This window comes from Thiorhodococcus drewsii AZ1 (assembly GCF_000224065.1).
Classification (GTDB): Bacteria; Pseudomonadota; Gammaproteobacteria; order Chromatiales; family Chromatiaceae; genus Imhoffiella; species Imhoffiella drewsii.
The window spans coordinates 1-18,377 of the sequence record NZ_AFWT01000013.1 but is presented as its reverse complement, the minus strand read 5'-3'; the positions used below and the strand labels follow the sequence as shown (position 1 = coordinate 18,377).

General features: G+C 62.1%; 12 protein-coding genes and 1 pseudogene. 7 read left to right on the top strand and 6 right to left on the bottom strand.

The genetic code is table 11. The annotated features are described in order from the left end of the window. The first annotated feature begins 16 nt into the window (after positions 1-16). A complete protein-coding gene (locus THIDRDRAFT_RS23750) occupies positions 17-5,365 on the top strand; it encodes a hybrid sensor histidine kinase/response regulator (protein ID WP_007040796.1) in 5,349 nt (1,782 codons plus the stop codon). On the opposite strand, the gene THIDRDRAFT_RS10395 is transcribed toward THIDRDRAFT_RS23750, so the two are convergent. Both THIDRDRAFT_RS10395 and THIDRDRAFT_RS10390 read right to left on the bottom strand, forming a co-directional pair. Then, on the bottom strand, positions 5,366-6,103 hold the full coding sequence (locus THIDRDRAFT_RS10395) for a 16S rRNA (uracil(1498)-N(3))-methyltransferase (RefSeq protein ID WP_007040795.1): 738 nt from the start codon (positions 6,101-6,103) through the stop codon (positions 5,366-5,368). 9 nt (positions 6,104-6,112) lie between these two features. Next, positions 6,113-6,505: a DUF423 domain-containing protein gene (locus THIDRDRAFT_RS10390; RefSeq protein WP_007040794.1), complete on the bottom strand. Its 393-nt coding sequence runs from the start codon at positions 6,503-6,505 to the stop codon at positions 6,113-6,115. Between the two features lie 236 nt (positions 6,506-6,741). On the opposite strand from THIDRDRAFT_RS10390, the gene aprB reads away from it, so the two are divergent. Continuing rightward, entirely contained in the window at positions 6,742-7,209 is a 468-nt protein-coding gene (gene aprB / locus THIDRDRAFT_RS10385; RefSeq protein ID WP_007040793.1) for an adenylyl-sulfate reductase subunit beta, read from the top strand. 44 nt (positions 7,210-7,253) lie between these two features. Then, on the top strand, positions 7,254-9,233 hold the full coding sequence (gene aprA, locus THIDRDRAFT_RS10380) for an adenylyl-sulfate reductase subunit alpha (protein ID WP_007040792.1): 1,980 nt from the start codon (positions 7,254-7,256) through the stop codon (positions 9,231-9,233). Positions 9,234-9,324: 91 nt separating this feature from the next. Here the strand turns inward: aprA and THIDRDRAFT_RS10375 are convergent, their stop codons facing one another. Then, on the bottom strand, positions 9,325-10,971 hold the full coding sequence (locus tag THIDRDRAFT_RS10375; protein WP_007040791.1) for a methyl-accepting chemotaxis protein: 1,647 nt from the start codon (positions 10,969-10,971) through the stop codon (positions 9,325-9,327). 636 nt (positions 10,972-11,607) lie between these two features. On the opposite strand from THIDRDRAFT_RS10375, the gene THIDRDRAFT_RS10365 reads away from it, so the two are divergent. Further along, positions 11,608-12,969: a (Fe-S)-binding protein gene (locus tag THIDRDRAFT_RS10365; RefSeq protein ID WP_007040790.1), complete on the top strand. Its 1,362-nt coding sequence runs from the start codon at positions 11,608-11,610 to the stop codon at positions 12,967-12,969. Positions 12,970-12,991: 22 nt separating this feature from the next. Continuing rightward, positions 12,992-13,381, top strand: coding sequence for a DnaJ family domain-containing protein (locus tag THIDRDRAFT_RS10360; protein WP_007040789.1), 390 nt, complete (start codon positions 12,992-12,994; stop codon positions 13,379-13,381). A 32-nt stretch (positions 13,382-13,413) separates the two neighbouring features. Here THIDRDRAFT_RS10360 and THIDRDRAFT_RS10355 read toward each other — a convergent pair whose 3' ends face one another. Continuing rightward, positions 13,414-14,154 (bottom strand): carbonic anhydrase, encoded by a 741-nt coding sequence (locus tag THIDRDRAFT_RS10355; RefSeq protein ID WP_007040788.1) that lies wholly within the window; start codon positions 14,152-14,154, stop codon positions 13,414-13,416. 519 nt (positions 14,155-14,673) lie between these two features. On the opposite strand from THIDRDRAFT_RS10355, the gene THIDRDRAFT_RS10350 reads away from it, so the two are divergent. Then, positions 14,674-15,276 (top strand): D-sedoheptulose-7-phosphate isomerase, encoded by a 603-nt coding sequence (locus THIDRDRAFT_RS10350; RefSeq protein ID WP_007040787.1) that lies wholly within the window; start codon positions 14,674-14,676, stop codon positions 15,274-15,276. Positions 15,277-15,557: 281 nt separating this feature from the next. Here the strand turns inward: THIDRDRAFT_RS10350 and THIDRDRAFT_RS10345 are convergent, their stop codons facing one another. Together THIDRDRAFT_RS10345 and THIDRDRAFT_RS10340 are read right to left on the bottom strand one after the other, a co-directional pair. After that, complete coding sequence (locus tag THIDRDRAFT_RS10345; protein ID WP_007040786.1) at positions 15,558-16,226, bottom strand: VPLPA-CTERM sorting domain-containing protein; 669 nt, start codon at positions 16,224-16,226, stop codon at positions 15,558-15,560. Between the two features lie 329 nt (positions 16,227-16,555). After that, a complete protein-coding gene (locus tag THIDRDRAFT_RS10340; protein WP_245535825.1) occupies positions 16,556-17,470 on the bottom strand; it encodes an ISAzo13 family transposase in 915 nt (304 codons plus the stop codon). A gap of 697 nt (positions 17,471-18,167) precedes the next feature. On the opposite strand from THIDRDRAFT_RS10340, the pseudogene THIDRDRAFT_RS10335 reads away from it, so the two are divergent. Further along, positions 18,168-18,377: pseudogene (locus tag THIDRDRAFT_RS10335) on the top strand (IS256 family transposase); the annotation flags it as partial.

Below are 18,377 nucleotides of genomic sequence, written 5' to 3'. Positions count from 1 at the left end.
CACGAGTAGCGGGCCCATGGCAGATAAGAAGCTGGTTGGTGGCCTGAAATGGGTCAAGGGCGAGATCGGTTCCACGCTACGTCCGGTTCGCGATTTGGTCGAGGATGGTCGCGCGGGCGACTCGCCGATCGATCTCGGTCCGGCTAGACGGGCGCTCGAGCAGGTGCAGGGGGTGCTGCTGGCGCTGCAGCTCTCCACCCCTGCGCGTCTTGTCGACGAGATGTCCCGTCTGGTCGAGCGTCTGGGTGATGGGGATTCGGAGCAGATCAAGCGCGCAGCCGAGGCCATGGGTCAGGCCCTGAGCCAGTTGAACGGCCACCTCGATCGTTTGGACGCCGGATTCGACGAGCCTCCGCTCAGTCTCTGGTCGATCATCAATGAGGTGCGCGCGGCCTCCGACAACCTGCCGCTGACGCATTCCGAACTCCTGACCTTCGCCGCCGTCAATGCGGATGGCGATTCGCAATGGATGCCGGAGGAGCTGGACATCCTGGCCGAGGTCATGCGTCAGGTACGTCCGCAGTTCCACCGCCATCTGGTCGAGTGGTTCCGTGGCGCCCCCGAGAATCAGGGGCTTCTCTCTCTGGAGCAGCTCTTCCATCAGCTTCACGGCTATCTCAAGGAAGGACTGCTCGCCGATCTCTTCTGGATCGCCAAGACCTATGTCGCGTCGCTACGCGAGGGTCGGATGTCGTCCGGTCCTCAGACCCGGACTTTGCTCGGACATCTGGATTGGGTACTCAAGCCCTTGGTCCAGAACCCTCCGCAATGGCCTGAAGTCGATGCGCTGACCCTGATCGAACAGTTCCTGGGCGCGCTCGTCGAGGCCGGTATCGAAGACCCTAAGATCGCCCAATTGCAAGCGGCCTATGGTCTCGGGCGCTCTGGCATGAACAGGCCGTTCGACGATTCGCTCGGGCTCGACGACGATGCCATGCTGGCGGAGCTTGCGGAGAGCGCGTTGGCCGAGCTCTCCGAGCTTAAGGAGCGCTTCGACCGTCTGGCCCACGACGATCAGCCGGATCCGAGCGATCTGGATATCTTCTGCTCCACCTTGCAGCGTCTGGCGAGTCTGCTGGATGACGTCGAGGTTGGAAATCTACCGGCTCGCATGCGTGCCTTGGCCGACAATTTTGCCGCAGTGACCTCGAACGTCTCGGACGGAGCTGGCGCGCGGCTCGAATCCTATGCGATGGAACTGCTGGGAATCGAGGCGGTTCTCCTCGCCTACGCGGGCCATCGCGACCATGCGTCCGAGCAGATCATTGCGCCCGACATGGATTTGTCCGAACTGACCTCGGCGACCCTGCGCGAGGCCGGCTATGAGATGGTGCGCGTCAAGGACGCGGTTACGACGTGGCATACCGATCTGACCGAGTCGGATGCCCTGGCACCTGTTCGCGGCCATCTGTTCAGCGTGTCCGGCGCGCTTCGCATTCTGGGCGAGGATGCCACTGCCGACTGCGCCGACGCCCTGGGCGAGATCATCACGCATCGCTACACCCAGCTCGGTCACCGACCGACGGATGAAGAGTTCGATCATCTGGCCGATGCCATTGCTGCCATCGAACTCTATATCGGCCATCTGCAAGAGCCCATGCCGCTTGGCCTCGATCTGGTCGCGCGTGCCGACGAGGCCATCGAGGCGTTGCGCGCTCTGCCCGAGGTCGAGTCTCGATCGAGCGATCTTCTGGAAACGGGCTCGGAGGAGACCGGATATCAGGAGGCGGATTGGCCTGAGGCATTCGTGCTGGACGAGGCGCCCGCCGACGTTGCCTTCTCCGAGCCGGCACCGGAAGGCGTCGAGTCGACCGCGATCCCCGAGGAAATCGAGACCGAGTTCCTCGATATCTTCATGGAGGAGGCGCGTGAGGAAACCGAGACGGCCCAGACCCAGTTCGCGCGCTGGGAATCCAATCTTCACGACGCCGATGCGCTCGGAACATTGCGACGCAGCTTTCATACCCTCAAGGGCAGCGGCCGGTTGGTCGGTGCCCTGCAGGTCGCCGATTTTGCTCAGGTCATCGAGCTCTTGCTCAATCGTTTGATCGAATCCCAGCAGTTGCCGAGCGAGGAGGTGCTCGCCTGCGTCTCGGATGCCGTCTCCATGCTGCCCGATCTGGTGTCCGCCGAGGGTGAGGGGAACCCGTTCGATATCGCACCCATGTTGGCGCGTGCTACCGCCCTCCATGACTCGCTTTCTCAGACCGCGAGCGCGTCGTCTCCACCCCCATCCATGTCGGAGGCGACGACCTCGGCCGCTCAGCCGGAGATTGTCGACGATCACGACAGCCTGTTCGCCGACGACGAGGAGTTGTTACGTATCTTCCAGGCCGAGACCCACGAGCATCTCGTCGTGCTGCGCGAGTTCCTCGACGGGGTCGAGTCCTCGGGGGCCAAGGTCGGCGAGCCGATTCAGCGGGCGCTACACACCCTGACCGGCAGTGCCCGTATGGCAGGAATCGATTCCATCGCTCGGGTGACCAAGGGGATGGAGCTGCGGATCAAGCCGATGTTGGCGACCGATGCCGAGCTCGACGAGGGGCTTCTTTCCCTGCTGAGGCGTCTCGTCCTCGGGGTCGAGGCCCGTGTCGACGAGTTGCCGGCGGTCGGCGAGGGTGCCTCCGCACTTACGGCCCTTATGGCCGACCTGGAACAGATATCGCCTGCGGATGTGGTCGAGCCATCGATCCAGCCTCAGATGCCCGAACCCGAGGCCACCGAGACTCCCGAAACTCTGGTATCGGAGGAGCCGGAGCAGGCGGTGGAATCCGATGTGGTGGATCTGGACATGGCCGAGCCGTCCGGGAACGTCCTGGAGCGGTTGGAGCTGGAACCGATCGAGCCGCGCGAGGACGAGGTCGGCGAGGAGGAACTCCAGGACGCGCAAGCGGAGGAGCTGGCCGAGCCCGTCGAGGCCACGTCCGAGCCGCTCGAATCCCTCTCTCAGGAAACGACCGAGCCGGTTCCGGTCGAGGTCGAAAGCGAGCCCGAGAACCTGATGCCGGCCCCGGATCCCGAGCTGGCGAGTCTGTTCCTGGAGGATGCGCGCGACCTGCTCGACAATCTCGATACCCAGTTCCGCGAATGGCAGCTGGCCCCGCAGGATACGTCTGCGCTTGATGGCATCAACCGTCTTCTTCACACCCTCAAGGGAAGTGCACGGCTGACCGGTCTGACGGTCATCGGTGATCTGAGCCATGCGCTCGAGACTCGACTCAAGTCCCTCGGCGAAGCAGGGGGTGTGGTTAACGACGTCACCCTGGAGTTGGCTCAGCGTGCCGTCGATACCCTGTCGGTGCAGGTGGATGCACTGGAACAGGGTGCCCCCATTCCGGTCGTGACCGCCCTGGTCGAGGCGCTCAGTCGTGCCCCCGACGAGGTTTCGGAGACTCAAGAGGTTGCCGTGATGCGCCCGGCAGCCGAGGCCGAGCCCGCCTCTGCGTCCGAGCAGGTTCCGATCCTCTCGGAGGTCACCCGTGTGGCCTCCGAGATGCTGGCTGAGCCGGGTACCGGTCGCGATGTGGCTGGCGTTTCGGTCGTGCCCCAAATTCGGGTGCGTTCGGATCTGCTCAATCGCCTGGTGAATCATGCCGGCGAGATCAGTCTCTACCGTGGCCGTCTTACCCAGCGCAACGGTCAGCTTGGATTCGGTCTGAGCGAGCTCGACCAAACCGTCGTGCGTCTGCGCGAGCAGCTACGATTGCTGGAGATCGAGACCCAGACCCAGATCCTGCATCGCTTCGAGCGCTCGGGCGCCGCCTCTGAATACGACGAGGACTTCGATCCGCTGGAGTTCGACCGCTTCTCGCGGCTCCAGCAGCTCTCCGGCAGTCTGGCCGAGACCGTCAACGACCTGGTCAGCGCCAAGGAGATGCTCGGTGGCTATCAGCGCGAGTTCACCGATCTGCTGAATCAGCAGGCACGTCTGGCCGATGACCTGCAGGACGGTTTGCTGCGTACCCGTCTGGTCCCCTTCGTCCAGGTGGTGCCGCGTCTGCATCGTCTGGTGCGCCAAACCGCCGACAGTTTGGGTAAATCGGCGCGACTGGAGGTCATCGGTCCCGAGGTCGAGCTGGACCGCACCATCCTCGACCGCCTGGTTGCGCCCTTGGAGCATCTGTTGCGCAATGCGGTCGACCATGGTCTGGAGGATCCCAAGACCCGGGTTGCGAACGGCAAGCCGGCCACCGGCATGGTGACCCTGGCGCTGCGCCGCGAAGGCAACGATGCCGTCATCAGTCTGAGCGACGACGGCAAGGGCATGGACCTGAAGGCGATCCGCCGGCAGGCGATCGCGCGCGGACTCATGTCCGCCGAGGCCCAGCTGCCCGAGGAGGCCTTGCTGCAGTTCATCCTTGAGCCCGGTTTCACCACCTCGGGCAAGGTGACCCAGATCTCCGGCCGGGGCGTGGGCCTCGACGTGGTCGCCTCCGAGATCAAGGCCGCCAACGGCACCATCAGTCTGGAGTCGGTCTGGGGCAAGGGAGCCAAATTCGCCATCCGGCTGCCGCTGACATTGGCCATCATCGATGCCTTCCTGGTCTCGGCCGGAGAGAACATCTATGCCGTGCCACATAGCACGGTGGAAGGCGCCGCGCGTATCTCGCGCGAGGAGTTGACAGCGATCTACCATGGCGAGGGCCAGGGGTTCAGCGCCCGTGGACACACCTACAAGGTCGTCTATCTGGGGGGTGTGCTCGAGCCCGGTCAGGAGCCCGAATTCGGCGAGCGTCGCTGGATGCCGATGCTGCTGGTGCGTCTCGGCGACCAGCGGGTCGCCCTGCATGTCGACACCCTCGTCGAGAGCCAGCGGATCCTGGTCAAGCCACTTGGTCCACAACTCGCCGGCGTACGTTGGCTGAGCGGCGGCACCATCCTGCCGGACGGTCGGGTGGCGCTGATTCTGGACGCCCTCGCCCTGCTGCGCTCCGGCGCTCTGCAGGAATACCGCCAGGGCGCGGTTGCCGACGAGCCGGTGCACGAAGGGACCTGCATCATGGTGGTCGACGATTCGCTCACCGTGCGTCGGGTCACGAGTCGCCTGCTCAGGCGTCAGAACATGGAGGTGTTGACCGCGAAGGATGGGGTCGAGGCACTGACCCTGCTCGACGAGCGGGTTCCAGACCTGATGCTGCTGGATATCGAGATGCCGCGTATGGACGGCTACGAGCTGACCCGGCATATCCGCCGCTCGGAGCGTTATCACACCCTGCCGATCATCATGATCACCTCGCGCACGGGCGCGAAGCATCGCGACTATGCGATGCAGCTCGGTGTCAATCGCTATCTCGGCAAGCCCTACCAAGAATCCGAGCTACTGAACGAGATCGCCTCTCTGCTCTCGGAGCATGCTCCGGTCTGATCAGCCCTCGCGGAAATCGCCCCAAAGCGCCTGGATGACCGCGATGGTCGCCAGGGGGGCGGTTTCCGTGCGCAGAATCCTGGGGCCGAGTCGAACGCCCTGGTAACCCGTTGCATAGGCCTTTTCGCGTTCACCGGGACTCAAGCCTCCCTCGGGACCGATCAGTAGGGTCACTCCCGTTTCGGGTCGTTTCAGCCCGGCTAGGGGCGTGGAGGCCGTTGGGTCGAGCAACAGGCCCTTGCCGCGCGATGGCGATTTCAGCCAGGTGTCGAATGTGGCGGCCGCGTTCAGGCTCGGCAGCCGGCGTCTCCCCGATTGCTCGCAGGCCGCAGTCAGAATCCCGCGCCAATGTTCGAGTCGTCGCTCCAAACGGGGGCCGTCGAGCCGGACCTGACTGCGTGCGGTAAAGAGTGGAGTGATGGCTCCGACCCCAAGCTCAACCGCCTTCTGCAGGGCGAAGTCCATGCGCTCCCCCTTGGAGACGCCGAGTGCCAGATGGATCTCGATCGGCGCATCCGGTTCCCGATCGCCGACGGCTTCCACACTGACTCGCGTGCCGTCCTTGTGCGTGCTCAGAATCCGCGCCGAGTAGTCAAATCCATCCCCATTGAAGAGAACCAGAGGGTCGTCTTGGCCGAGCCGTAAGACCTGCGTCAGATGACGGCTGGGGCCGACCGGAAGGGTCGGAGTGGCCCCGAGGTGAAGGTCGATCTCAGCATAGATTCGGGGAATGCGCATGGCGGCTCCTCAGTTCGCTGGAGCGGCCGCGCGCCAGGCGCCGACCGCCAGCAGCGCCCAGCCGGCGAGCAGGGTGACGCCACCGAAGGGCGTGACGATTCCGAGCATGCGCGCGTCGGTCAAGGCCATGAGGAAGAGGCTGCCGCTGAAGAGCGAGACCCCGATCAGAAAGCACCAGGCCGCAGCTCGGATCAGTGGAGCCGCAGGATGCAGGAGTAGCAGCAGGCCGCAGGCGAGGATCGCGACAGCGTGCATGCCGAGATAATTGGCCGCCGTGCCCCAGTTCGCGAGCAGATCGGCGGCGATCCGTCCCTTGAGTCCGTGTGCGCCGAATGCGCCGAGCGATACGGTCAGGAATCCGCAGACCGCTCCGAGTGTCAGCCATAGGCGTGCTGTCGTCATGATGAGACTCCCAAGTCGAGATAGGGCACCCGCAGCTTTGGCGCGGGCGATCGGGGCTGGCAGCATACCAGCCTGGCTCGGGCCGCTCACATTGGGGATGGCCTCGCTGTGCGGTGATGGGCGCTCGGAATTCTGTAATATGCCTCCAAGGCGCGTCTCCCGGACGCCCAGAGTCGCTCCAGGAAGGGGGCAACGGGGCGGCTCCACCGCAGTGAACCGTTAGGAGATCGATTATCATGCCAACATTTGTGCGTACCGATACGTGCGACGGCTGCAAAGGTCGGGACATGATCGCTTGCATGTACATCTGTCCACACGACCTCATGAAGTTGGACCAGGATGGCTCCGAGACCGGTCACGCCATGCGCGCCTTCAACCAGGAGCCGGAGCACTGCTGGGAGTGTTACGCCTGCGTCAAGCTCTGTCCTCAGCATGCGATCGAATGTCGGCACTCTGCCGACGTGGTTCCCATTGGCGCCTCCGTGCAGCCATTACGCGGCAGCGACTCCATCAGCTGGACCATCACGTTTCGCAAAGGCAACATGAAGCGGTTTGAATTTCCGATCCGCACCACCCCCGAAGGCTCAATCGATCCATACGGCTCAAAGCCCGAGGCCGATCTCGCCAAGATTGGCGAGCCAGGTTTCTTCACACTCGGCGGTGTTCAGAAGCCAGGCAACCCCGACGAATTGATCCGCAAGTGAGCTGATCTGCAACTAAGCGCAAGATCGCACTGAGGTAGACGAAAATGGCTGGAGAATTCGGGCATCCCGAGGTCGTCGAGGAAGAGGTCGATATCCTCATCATTGGCGGTGGCATGGGCGCCTGCGGTGCGGCCTACGAGATCGGCCCCTGGCTTGATGCGGCGAAAAAGCAGGGCATCGATCTTAAGGTCAAGCTGGTCGATAAGGCCGCCATGGATCGCTCCGGCGCGCTGGCTCAGGGCCTGTCCGCAATCAATACCTATCTGGGCGAGCAGGATCCGGCCGACTATGCCCGCATGGTCTCCAACGACCTCATGGGCATCACCCGCGACGACTTGACCTACGACCTGGGCCGTCATGTCGACGACTCCGTCCATCTCTTCGAGGAATGGGGCTTGCCGATCTGGAAGCAGGCCGGGGACGAGGGCAAACCACTGGTCGAGGGCGGCAACCCGGTCCGCTCCGGAAAGTGGAAGATCATGATCAACGGCGAGTCCTATAAGTCGATCGTCGCCGAGGCGGCCAAGAAGGCGTTGGGCACCGAGCAGATTCAGGAGCACGTTTGCATCGTCAAACTGCTCAACGACAAAAACGACGAGAACCGCATCGCCGGCGCCGTCGGTTTTTCGGTCCGCGAACACAAGGTGTATGTCTACAGGTTCAAGGCCTGTCTTCTGGTCGCGGGCGGCTGTGCCGACATCTTCCGTCCGCGCTCCGTCGGTGAAGGTGCCGGGCGTACCTGGGCTCCGGTTTGGAACGCCGGCAGCACCTACGCCATGGCCGCCGAGGCCGGCGCCGAGCTGACCATGATGGAGAGCCGTGTCGTCCCCGTCCGCTTCAAGGACGGCTACGGCCCGGTCGACGCCTGGTTCATGCTGTTCAAGGCCAAGGCCACCAATGCCTTTGGCGAGAACTACATGGAGACCAACAAGGAGCTGCTGGACCAGTATCCGCCCTATGGTCAGGCCGTCGTTCCGGCCTCCTGTCTGCGCAACCACCTCATGATGCGCGAGATACGTGAGGGGCGGGGCCCGATCTACATGGATACGGTGAGCGTGCTCGGCAAGCTTGCCGAGACCATGACCCCCAATGAAATTAAGCGTCTGGAGGCCGATGCATGGGAAGATTTCCTCGATATGTGCATCGGCCAGGCCGGGGGCTGGGCGGGTGAGAACATCGAGCCGGAGAAGAAGAACGCCGAGCTGATGCCGACCGAGCCCTATCTGCTCGGATCGCATGCCGGCTGCTGCGGTATCTGGGTCTCTGGCCCCGAGGATCTGGGTGCCCCGACCAGCGAGGAACACCCCGACGCAGACAGGATTCCCGGCCATCTGCCCTCCGGCTGGAGCTGGGGTTATCGCTCCATGACCACCGTTCAGGGGCTCTTCACCGCTGCCGACGGCGTCGGCGCCTCCGGTCTCAAGTTCTCCTCCGGCTCGCATGCCGAGGGTCGGCTCGCGGCCAAGGCCATGGTCAAGTACTGCGTGGACCACCAGGATCTGGTTCCCGAACTGGCCGATTCCGTACAGGACCTGGTCGAGGAGATCTACCGACCGGTACGCAATTTCCTGGAACACAAGGACGACAGCACGGCGATCGATGTGAACCCCGACTACATCACGCCGCAGATGCTTCAGCTCCGGCTACAGAAGGTGATGGACGAGTACGTCGCTGGCGTTTCGACCCTGTATCAAACCAACGCCAAGATGATGGATGTAGCCGAGAACAAGCTGGAAATGCTCAAGGAAGATGCGCTCAAGATGCGCGCGAAGGACCTCCACGAACTGCTCCGCGCCTGGGAGAACTATCACCGCCTACTCACGGCCGAGGCGCACATGAAGCACATCCAATTCCGCGAGGAGAGCCGCTATCCCGGCTTCTACTACCGGATGGATTACAACGTCGTCGACGAAGAACACTGGAAGTGTTTCGTCAACTCCGTCTACGACAGAAAGTCCAAGAACTGGACCTGCTTCAAGCGTGCCCACGTCGATCTGATCGACAAATCGAAGCTGTTCAAGTGATGTTCCGACGGTCCCCTATTGCGTGGGGTCGTTCAGCTGATCCGGAAACTCCGGTGGCCGTGAGGCCGCCGGGGGGTCTCGGTTATCGCATTCAGGACGCGACTCCGACTTTGAACTGACTCACCAGGGCATGCAGCTCGGCACCGAGTCGCGAGAGTTCGAGGGTTGAGGCCGCAGTGTGCTCGGTGTTTTGCGCCGTTTCGGTGGACAGATTCGAGATGTTGACCACGCTGCGGTCGATCTCATGCGCGACGGTCGCCTGCTCTTCTGCGGCGCTCGCGATCTGGGTGTTCATGTCGCGAATCCTGCCGATGGATTGCACGATCTGATCCAATGACTGCTGCGCCTGGGTTGCCTCTTCCAGCGTCTCCTGAGTCAGCGTCTCGCCCTGTTCGATCGCGGTGACGGCCTCCTGGGCACCGGAGCGCAGTCGCTCGATCATCGTCTGGATCTCTGTCGTCGACACCTGAGTCCGGTTGGCCAGGCGGCGAACCTCGTCGGCGACCACGGCGAAGCCACGCCCCATCTCTCCCGCGCGGGCGGCCTCAATGGCCGCGTTCAGGGCGAGCAGATTGGTTTGTTCCGCGATAGCGCGAATCACGTCCACCACGCTACCGATAGCGACGCTCTCATCGTTGAACCGCCGGATGCGTTCCGCGATCTGTTCGACCTCCGTTGCGAGACGTTGATTGGCCCGCATGACCCGATCGACTGTCTCGCCGCTCGTGCGCGAGTGGCCGTCGGCGTCGAAGGCCGCCGAGGCGGCCTCTTCCGCGTTCCTGGCGATCTCCTTGATGGTTGCGGACATCTCGGTGACGGCGGTCGCGACTTGCTGAGTCTCGTTGCGCTGTCTGTCCATCGTTGCCGTGTTGGACTGGGTCGCCGCAGAGAGCTCTTCGGCCGCCGAGGCGATCTCGGTTGTGGCCTGGCCGACGGCGATCACCATGCGTTCGGTCTTGCTGGTGAACTGATTGAAGCCCGACGCCATTTCGGTGACCTCGTCCTTGCCGCTGGTATCCAGTCGGCGTGTGAGGTCTCCCGCGCCACTGGCGATGTCCACCATCGTCAATGCGGCGTTATGGATGGGGGTGACCACGGAGCGCGAGGTCAGTGTGGTGACCAGGATCAGGCCGAGCAGGAGCGGCACGCCGAATCCGGCCATGAGCATGGCATTCTTCTGGAAGGTGGCATCCACGTCGTCGACATAGATCCCGGCACCGATCACCCATTGCCAGTCGCCGAAGGTCTCGACGTAGGCGATCTTGGGCTCGGGCTTGGTCTCGCCACCCCTGGGCCAGGCGTAGGTCACCATGCCTTTGCCCTCGTCGCGTGCCTTCTGCCACATCTCCTTGTGATAGAGCTTACCGTTGGCGTCCTTGATCGAAAGCAGGCTTTTACCGGCCAGATCAGGCTTGAAGGGCTGCATGACGCAGTTGCCGTCCAGGTCGTTGACCCAGAAATAATTGTTTCCCTCGAAACGCAGACCTGAAAGGGTGCGCAGTGCGGCGGCCTTGGCGTCCGCTTCGGAGAGCTCCCCGCTGGATGCGCGCTGACGATAGTCGGCCGCGATACTCATGGCCGTTTCCACCAGCCGGGTGACCTGCTCGATCTTCTGCGCCATCAGAACGGAGCGGATTTCGAGCAGTGCGAGTGTGAGTCCTATCGCGAAACCGAGCGTGACGAAACCGGAAATGATCCAGAGTCGATGATTGATACTGATATGACGGAATAGATTCATCTGAGCGCCTGGGAGACAAAAAAGGTGGCAATGCGCCACCAACGGATCGGATCACGCGTGGAAGCAGGTTAAACCAAGGGCGTTTGCTCCGCGCTGGAGCTTCGTCGACATCCTCGCGAGATATAGCGAGCGCGGACGGTGGACGAGGTCTGGTGAGTTGGCGGAGAGTATAAACCCTGCTTTTTGTGATGGTTTAGTCCTGTTTCGCGGTGAGACCCAGTGCTCGTTTCCAAGATCTTTGCGAATCGAATGGTTTGGATCTTTTCCGGTCGACAAGCGCGATGGAGGACTGAGGCGTATTGGGGCTCGATCCGGATGGCCACGGAACGCCATTCGAGCGCCTGGCGGCGAATAGTGCGGGTGTTGGATCCCGCCGCCGAGAGTCGGCTCGCCTTTCGCGAGGATTGGGGGGCTCATATCGACCATTCGAAGGAGGGTGATAGCATAGCGGCCTCGTGTGGCGAGGATCGCCGTCTCGCGGTGGCTGATTTTGCTCCCGTTTGAACGGGCCGACCCACGCGCGACGGGTATACCTGCCTCGGTCATTCTGCCGATTTCGGATCGACCGACCTGTTCCGTCCCATTCCAGTTGCCCAAGACCCGCAGACGCGCCATGCCCATGATCGGAGACGTACGATGAAGACCTATCTCGACTGGTCGGCCTACAAGGATGCCGGCATGGGCGATGCCTACGCCGACATCCCCAAGCAGGGCGGCGATTTCGCCAAGGCCGTGGCGGTCTGCATCAACAGCGGACAGTGTCAGACCCATGGCAAGCAGCTTATGTGTCCGAGTTTCAAGGTCACTGGAAATCCGCACCTCTCCACCGGCGGGCGGGTCAAGCTGCTGAAGACGGCACTCTCCAGCGATCTGGTCGACCAGGCGTTCCAGGATCCGACTCTGGCCGAGGCTATGGATCTCTGTGTGGCCTGCAAGGGCTGCAAGCGCGAGTGCGAGGCCAGTGTCGACATGGCCCTGATCAAGGTCGAGTACATGGCCCAGCGTGCGGCCCGCTGGGGCGTTGGACTGCGCAACCGGCTGTTCGCCCATGCTCCGCGCTGGCTGCATCGCGCGCCCTGGCTGCGGGTCTTGATCCGATGGCGCAACCGTTCGCCCTGGCTCGCCCGTCTGAGCGAGCGCTGGCTGGGGCTGCATGCCGAACGTCCGCTGCCCGAGCCCGTGGCAAAGCCTTTCATGGCTCCTACCGAGAGCGGCGTGTCAGCTGCCGAGGATCGGCCCGAGGTCGTGCTGCTGGTCGACACCTTCACCCGCTATTTCGAGCCCGAGATCGCCGAATCCGCCCTGGCGGTGCTGAATGCGGGCGGCTATTCGGTGCGGATTGCCGAGCCGGGCGACTCCAGCCCCGATCCGTCGCGACCGCTCTGCTGTGGTCGGACCTATCTGGCTCAGGGCATGATCGACCAGGCGCGCGACGAGGTCAGGCGTTTGGCCGAGGCGGTGCGTCCGCACCTGGAGGCGGGACGGATTTTGGTCGGACTGGAGGCCTCCTGCGTGCTGGGTCTGCGCGATGACGCCCAGGCGCTGGGACTCGGTGAGACGGTGGAGCAGGTCGGCAAGCAGATCCTGCTGTTCGAGGAATTTCTGGCGCGCGAGATCACCGCCAAGCGTCTGAATCTACCGCTCGCCGCGTTGCCTGAGGGCGAAACGTTGGTGCACGGTCACTGTCATCAGAAGGCGGTCGGCGCCATGAAATCGATGCGGCGCGTGCTCAAGGCGATCCCGGATCACGATTTCACGCCCATCGACGCCGGCTGTTGCGGCATGGCCGGCACCTTTGGGTTGGAGGCCGAGCACGCGGGCATGGCCTCCGAGATGGCCGAGCAGGATCTGATGCCGGCATTGCGCGCCAAGCCCGTTGCGCGCGTGGTGGCCAACGGCTTCTCCTGTCGTCAGCAGATGCGTGCCCACGGCGACGCGCGCCCGCGTCATCTAGCGGTTCTTCTGAGTGAGTCGCTGGACACGCGAACCTTGGACTGATTTCGGAACAGATGAGGCCCCCATGGATCTGATCGATCAACTCGCCGAACAGCATATCCAGCGCGCCATAGAGCGCGGAGAACTGTCCAATCTAGCCGGAGAGGGCAAACCGATCCCGCACGAGGATCTATCGATGGTGCCCGAGCATCTGCGGGCCGGCTATCGGCTGCTGAAGGGAGCCGGCTATTTGCCGCCAGAGTTGGAGGCGCTGCGCGAGATCAAGGACGTCGAGGCCCTGATCGCGCGCGCCGAGGATCCGGGCGAGCGCCGTCGTCATCTACGTCGTCTGCGTCTGCTCGAAACCCGATTGTCCGAGGGGCGCGGTCATGGACTGGGCGACGCGGTTCAGCAGCACTATATGGATCGGCTGGCTGAAACCTTCGGCGAGGGGCGCGAATCGGACCCCGAGTGAATCAGTGTTGCTCGGGATCCGATCGGGGCGCGTTAGCGCAGAACCGGACGGGCGTTCACCGGCTGTACCGGCCGGTTGTTGGGATGGTGCATGACGTGCTCGAACGCCTCGATCTGCGCCTTGGAGACACTGACCGGCTCCTTCATCACCAGCCAGCGGACCCCCTCGGAGCAGGGCGGCGTGGTCAGCGAGCCGTTGAAGCGATAATAGGCCCGTTTGCGCGGCAGCAGATCGCGCGCGTCGAGTTGCCCGGCGAGCGCGACCTTCGTTCCCGCCTCCATGGGTATCTGCGACCAGGCCTTGGCGATGGAGGCGTTCTCACGTCCCTCGACGAACATCACCGCGATCACGGCCAGGTTGCTGTCCGCATCGGCGTGAACCAGATGGGCCTCCATGGGATAGGACTTGCCGTTGATATGGTTTTCGCTCGGTGCATGGAAGTGATACTGCTTGAGCTCGAATCGGTGGCCATCGATCGCGATCGTGCTTCCCGGTGCGTAATTGACCTGAATGGTGTGCCCGTTGTTGAGAATCTCGGTGCCACCGCTCCGGTAGTCGATCGGGAAGGGCTTCAGATCGGCCTCGATGAAGCCGGACAGGTCTATCGGCGACTGGTTCTTGCCGGAGGCGCAGACGGCATATTTCGGATCCAGTTCGCCCCAATGAACCGGTCCCTCCGCGCCCACATAGCCCCAATGCGGGGCTTGATGCGGGGTCTGGTGGGCACACCCAGACGCCAGAAGGACGCTCGCAGCCAGCATGCTTGTTCTCATCGTTGTTCTCCAGAAGGCGTTCTCGTCTAAAAGGCCTGATGGGGCCGGTGACAGTGCTCGGCGGTGGTTCCGTGTCGGCGCCGTGCATGGATTCGGTGAGATCCGGTTCGGATCGCAGCGGGAAGGCGCTTTGGGTGCCGGTTGACCAGCCGTCTCTAGCTATACGCTGCGTGGACACAAATCAACAGCGGGGCTTGCCGCTTATCTGGATTTCGGCCTTGTCTGCGAGTCTGTCGAGTCGCATCATGTCCCGTCCACGTCAGGCAGACCCTTTACACCTCACCGCTTTGCAGCGTGCAGCGAGGACTCAGCCATGACCGAGACCAAGCCAGATGGGCCTTTTCACGGCCTGGCGATGTCTGCTCCAGCGCAGGGAGGTCTTAGGCGGTGCGACGCCAGATGGAGATCGGGCGTCGTCAGGAGGGCGAGGAACGCAGCAAGTATGCCGAGGACCGATCGAATTCGGTCCTATCCAGCAGATCGGCTTCTCAGTGACCCATCATCATTTCTATCCCGACCATGACCCAAGACTCCTTTATTGCCACACTGCTCGATCAGCGACTCGACTCCACACTGGCACTGCTGGAGGCGGTTCGCGCCGACGAGTCACTGCTGGAGTCGACTCTGGCGGCGGCTACCCGCACCGCCGAGGCCATCAAGCGCGGTGGAACACTCTTTATCTGCGGCAATGGGGGTAGTGCCGGCGAGGCGACCCATTTGAGCGGCGAGCTGATCGGCCCCTTCCTCAACAAGACCCGTCGTCCGCTGCCCGCGATCGCGCTTGGTTTCGATACCAGTGCCGTTTCGGCGGTCGCGAACGATTTCTCGTTCGACGAGGTGTTCGCGCGTCAGATCGCCGCACTGGCCCGGCCGGGCGACGTGCTCTGGGCCTTGTCCACCAGCGGTCGCTCGCCCAACGTGGTGCGTGCACTGGACACGGCCGCCGAGCGTGGTCTGCTGACCGTGCTGCTGACCGGCGCCGCCCATGAAGACTTGCCCGCGAGCGCTCAGATCCGGCTGGCGGTTCCTTCGCGCGAGACGCCGAGAATCCAGGAGGTCCATTTGATGCTCGGCCACTTCCTGTGCGAGGTGGTGGAGTTCATGGCCAGCGGCTCTGAGTGATAGCTCAAGCTCACCTTGCGGTGTCGTTTGAAGTCTGTAGATGCGAATTCATTCGCATTTCTTAAGGTTCGCGATGCGAACGAATTTGCACCTACGTCAGATCAATCCTCTTGGGCCCATACATGCCCGAAGGTGAGGATAGCGGGCTCTCTTGCGATGGGACGGTGGTCTGCACACGAAGCCAATCGTAGTGACATGCATCAACGAGACCTACTTGACCGACGAGTGACGCAGGCTTTGCTGCTGGGGTTCACTCTCGTTCACCCCAGCCTACCGGCTGGCTAGGCGCGACGACGACGGAAGCCAACGAAGCCAAAGCCCGTGAGTGCCGACAGGAAGAGCGGCAAGGCGGCGGGAATGGGAACTGCGGAGACTTGGACTGCGGCAAGGGCTGCGTCGCCGATGCCTACACCGTCATTGCCAGATTTCCAAGAGAACTCAAGGCTAGTAACGTTGGCTATCGAGACGTTCGCACTCAAATATCCGGTGCCATTTGTAAAGTCAATAATTCCATCAAAATCTTTAGTGTCGAGCTCAGTGGCATTATTGAAGAATTTGACGGCGACTTTTTCAGCATCTCCGGTAGTTTTAAAAAGATCGAGAAAATCAATTCGCGTGACGTTAACGGCAGTGCCGAAAGCAAGCGTTAGAACCTCTGTGCCGCCAACCTCATCGTCATTGATACCGACACCGTCCCAAGCTGATGATGGATTGCTATGGGCATAGAGATCGGACCCAACGTTGGATTTTGTCCCATCGAATTTGGTGAAATTGATTGCGGTGGGATTGGTGGTCAGCGTTGCCTTGATCCCGTCCTGTGTGCTGGTCAGGACGTTGTTCTTCCAAACGCTGCTATCGGTGAAGTCGAACAGGGTAGTCGCATGAGCGGTGCCGACGGCGGTGAGGCCGAGTAGCGCTGCGCCAATAAAGTAGCCAAGCGTTTTTTTCATAACGAGTCTCCGTGCTTCCGACTGTAATTATTACTATTCATTAAGCAATTTTTCGGCCAAAAATTTGCTTCTGTCGATTATCTGCATCGCCTCCGTCCCGCACCCATGTTTCGTCAGATCTGTAATTTTTTAAGCGTCTGTTTTTGATAAAAAATTATCAGGAAATCTAGGTCTGCCTACTCTAGTTTTCCGCTTGTTACATCGGGTTGGATGTGGTGGCGCGAACGAACGACACGTCCTCCGGCTGCGACGAAAAGCATTGTTATGTCGCATGAATGTGACCCTTTTTGCTCAGCACAGTACATCGACTTCCACTAAGGGACCGTCCACTAACTATTTCCCGATTTATTCGGCCTGATGGTGTAGTTTAGATTGGGGCAGAGGCGTCGCCGTCGCATGTTCAGTGCCGCCATGTCTTGCAAGCTGATTTTGATCCCTTTGGCGTACACCGTCGTATCGAGGATGGCTTTGATCTGTAGTCGCGTCGTAGTGGTTGTGCCACGGATGAGTGCCAGCATGGTGTCGAGCGAACGCAGCGGATGGCCGGCCCAATTGCGGCTGATCTGACTGAACAGGCGATGTTCGATGGGGTTCCATTTGGAGGCGCCGCTGGGGTAATGGCAGACGGTGACGCTCAGGCCGGTCTCGTTGGCGAGACGTTGGAGTTCACACTTCCACAGACGCGGACGATATCCATTGCAGCCGCCGGCGTCGGCCTCGATCAGCAGATGCTCAGCATGCGGATAGCGTGCGCGCCCCAGTTGCTCCCACCAGTGGCGAATCGAGGTGACGGCGAACGCGGCGGTGGTGGCAGAGGTCCCGACGTTGACCAATGCCTCGTGGGCTTGTGCATCATAGACGCCATAGGGTGTCGCTCGGCAGAGGGCGTCGCTGGGAAAATCATAGGTATTGACGATATCGGCGTGTCGACAATACCGTGAGCCGGCATTTTTGAACGCCCCGATCAGCTCGGATTTCTTGGCGTCCACGCTGATGACCGGCTGGCCGTGGCGCTGAAACTGCCCCTTGAGGCGCTGGATGAACCGGTATTGCTGATCGCGCTGCGGGTGGGGGTTGCCGATCAGTCGTTTGACGTTGGTCTTGAGCGAATAGCCCAGCGGCTTGAGCAGACGCCCGACGGTGGTGGCACAGCCTCGCCCAAGACGCTCGGCCAGGGATCGCAAGCTGCTACGGGTGTATTGGGTACGCCCTTGCGGATCCCCGCCGGTTTCCGGCTCGACCAGCGCCAGCAGATCGGCCTCAAGGCACGGATCCTTTTTTCAAAGGGGGACGTCCCCCGCCAACGCGACGCACTCGGTCACGTGGGCAGTCCGACAATCCCGCCGCAACGTCCAGGCGCCCTTGGCGCACGGTTTTCGGATCTAGCCCTGTTACCTCAGATACCCACTTCGTCCCGCCGTGACCAACGACCTCCGACAACAGAGCCGCCACCCAGCGGCGGTGCTTCTCGTTGAGCTGATCAAAGACCACCTTGACATGCCCTTCTACGGCTTCCGGAATCACGACCTCAACCGCTGCCATCCCGCACCCTCGGAGATCACTTCATGATCGACCAAGCATACCGACTACGATGAAATCGGGAAACAGTTGATGGACACTTCCTAAGCATAACCGCGCGTTGCCCGGTGGCGAGGGCAAGAAGCTGTGGGGAAGTGTGCTGGAGAGCGAACCACTCGGGGAGGTGCGCTTCAACCTGCCGCCAGGACGCGGGCGCACCGCCCGAACGGTGCGTCAGGAACTCTATGCCCAGCGGGTGAGCCTTTCGGATCGGCGCCAAGGTTTCCTTGAGGTCACCTGTGTGATTGCCCGTGAAGCGGACGCGAGTTATTGTGATTTCTGGTGTACAGGAGCCCGAGGAGGGATGGCGTATCCTGCCGACTGGTCACGACCAAGATCACAGACGACAGAGGTGGATACGCCATGACCGAGTCTACGCTTGAAGTTCTTTCACAACCAGAAATCGAGGGGCACGACCCGCTGCATGCGTTGCTCAGGAAGGGGGCGCGCGAGCTCATCGCTCAGGCCGTCGAGGCGGAGTTGGCGAGCTTTCTGGCCGGGCATGCCGATCAGCGACTTGAGGATGGGCGCCGAGCGGTGGTCCGCAACGGCTACCTGCCCGAACGGACGGTG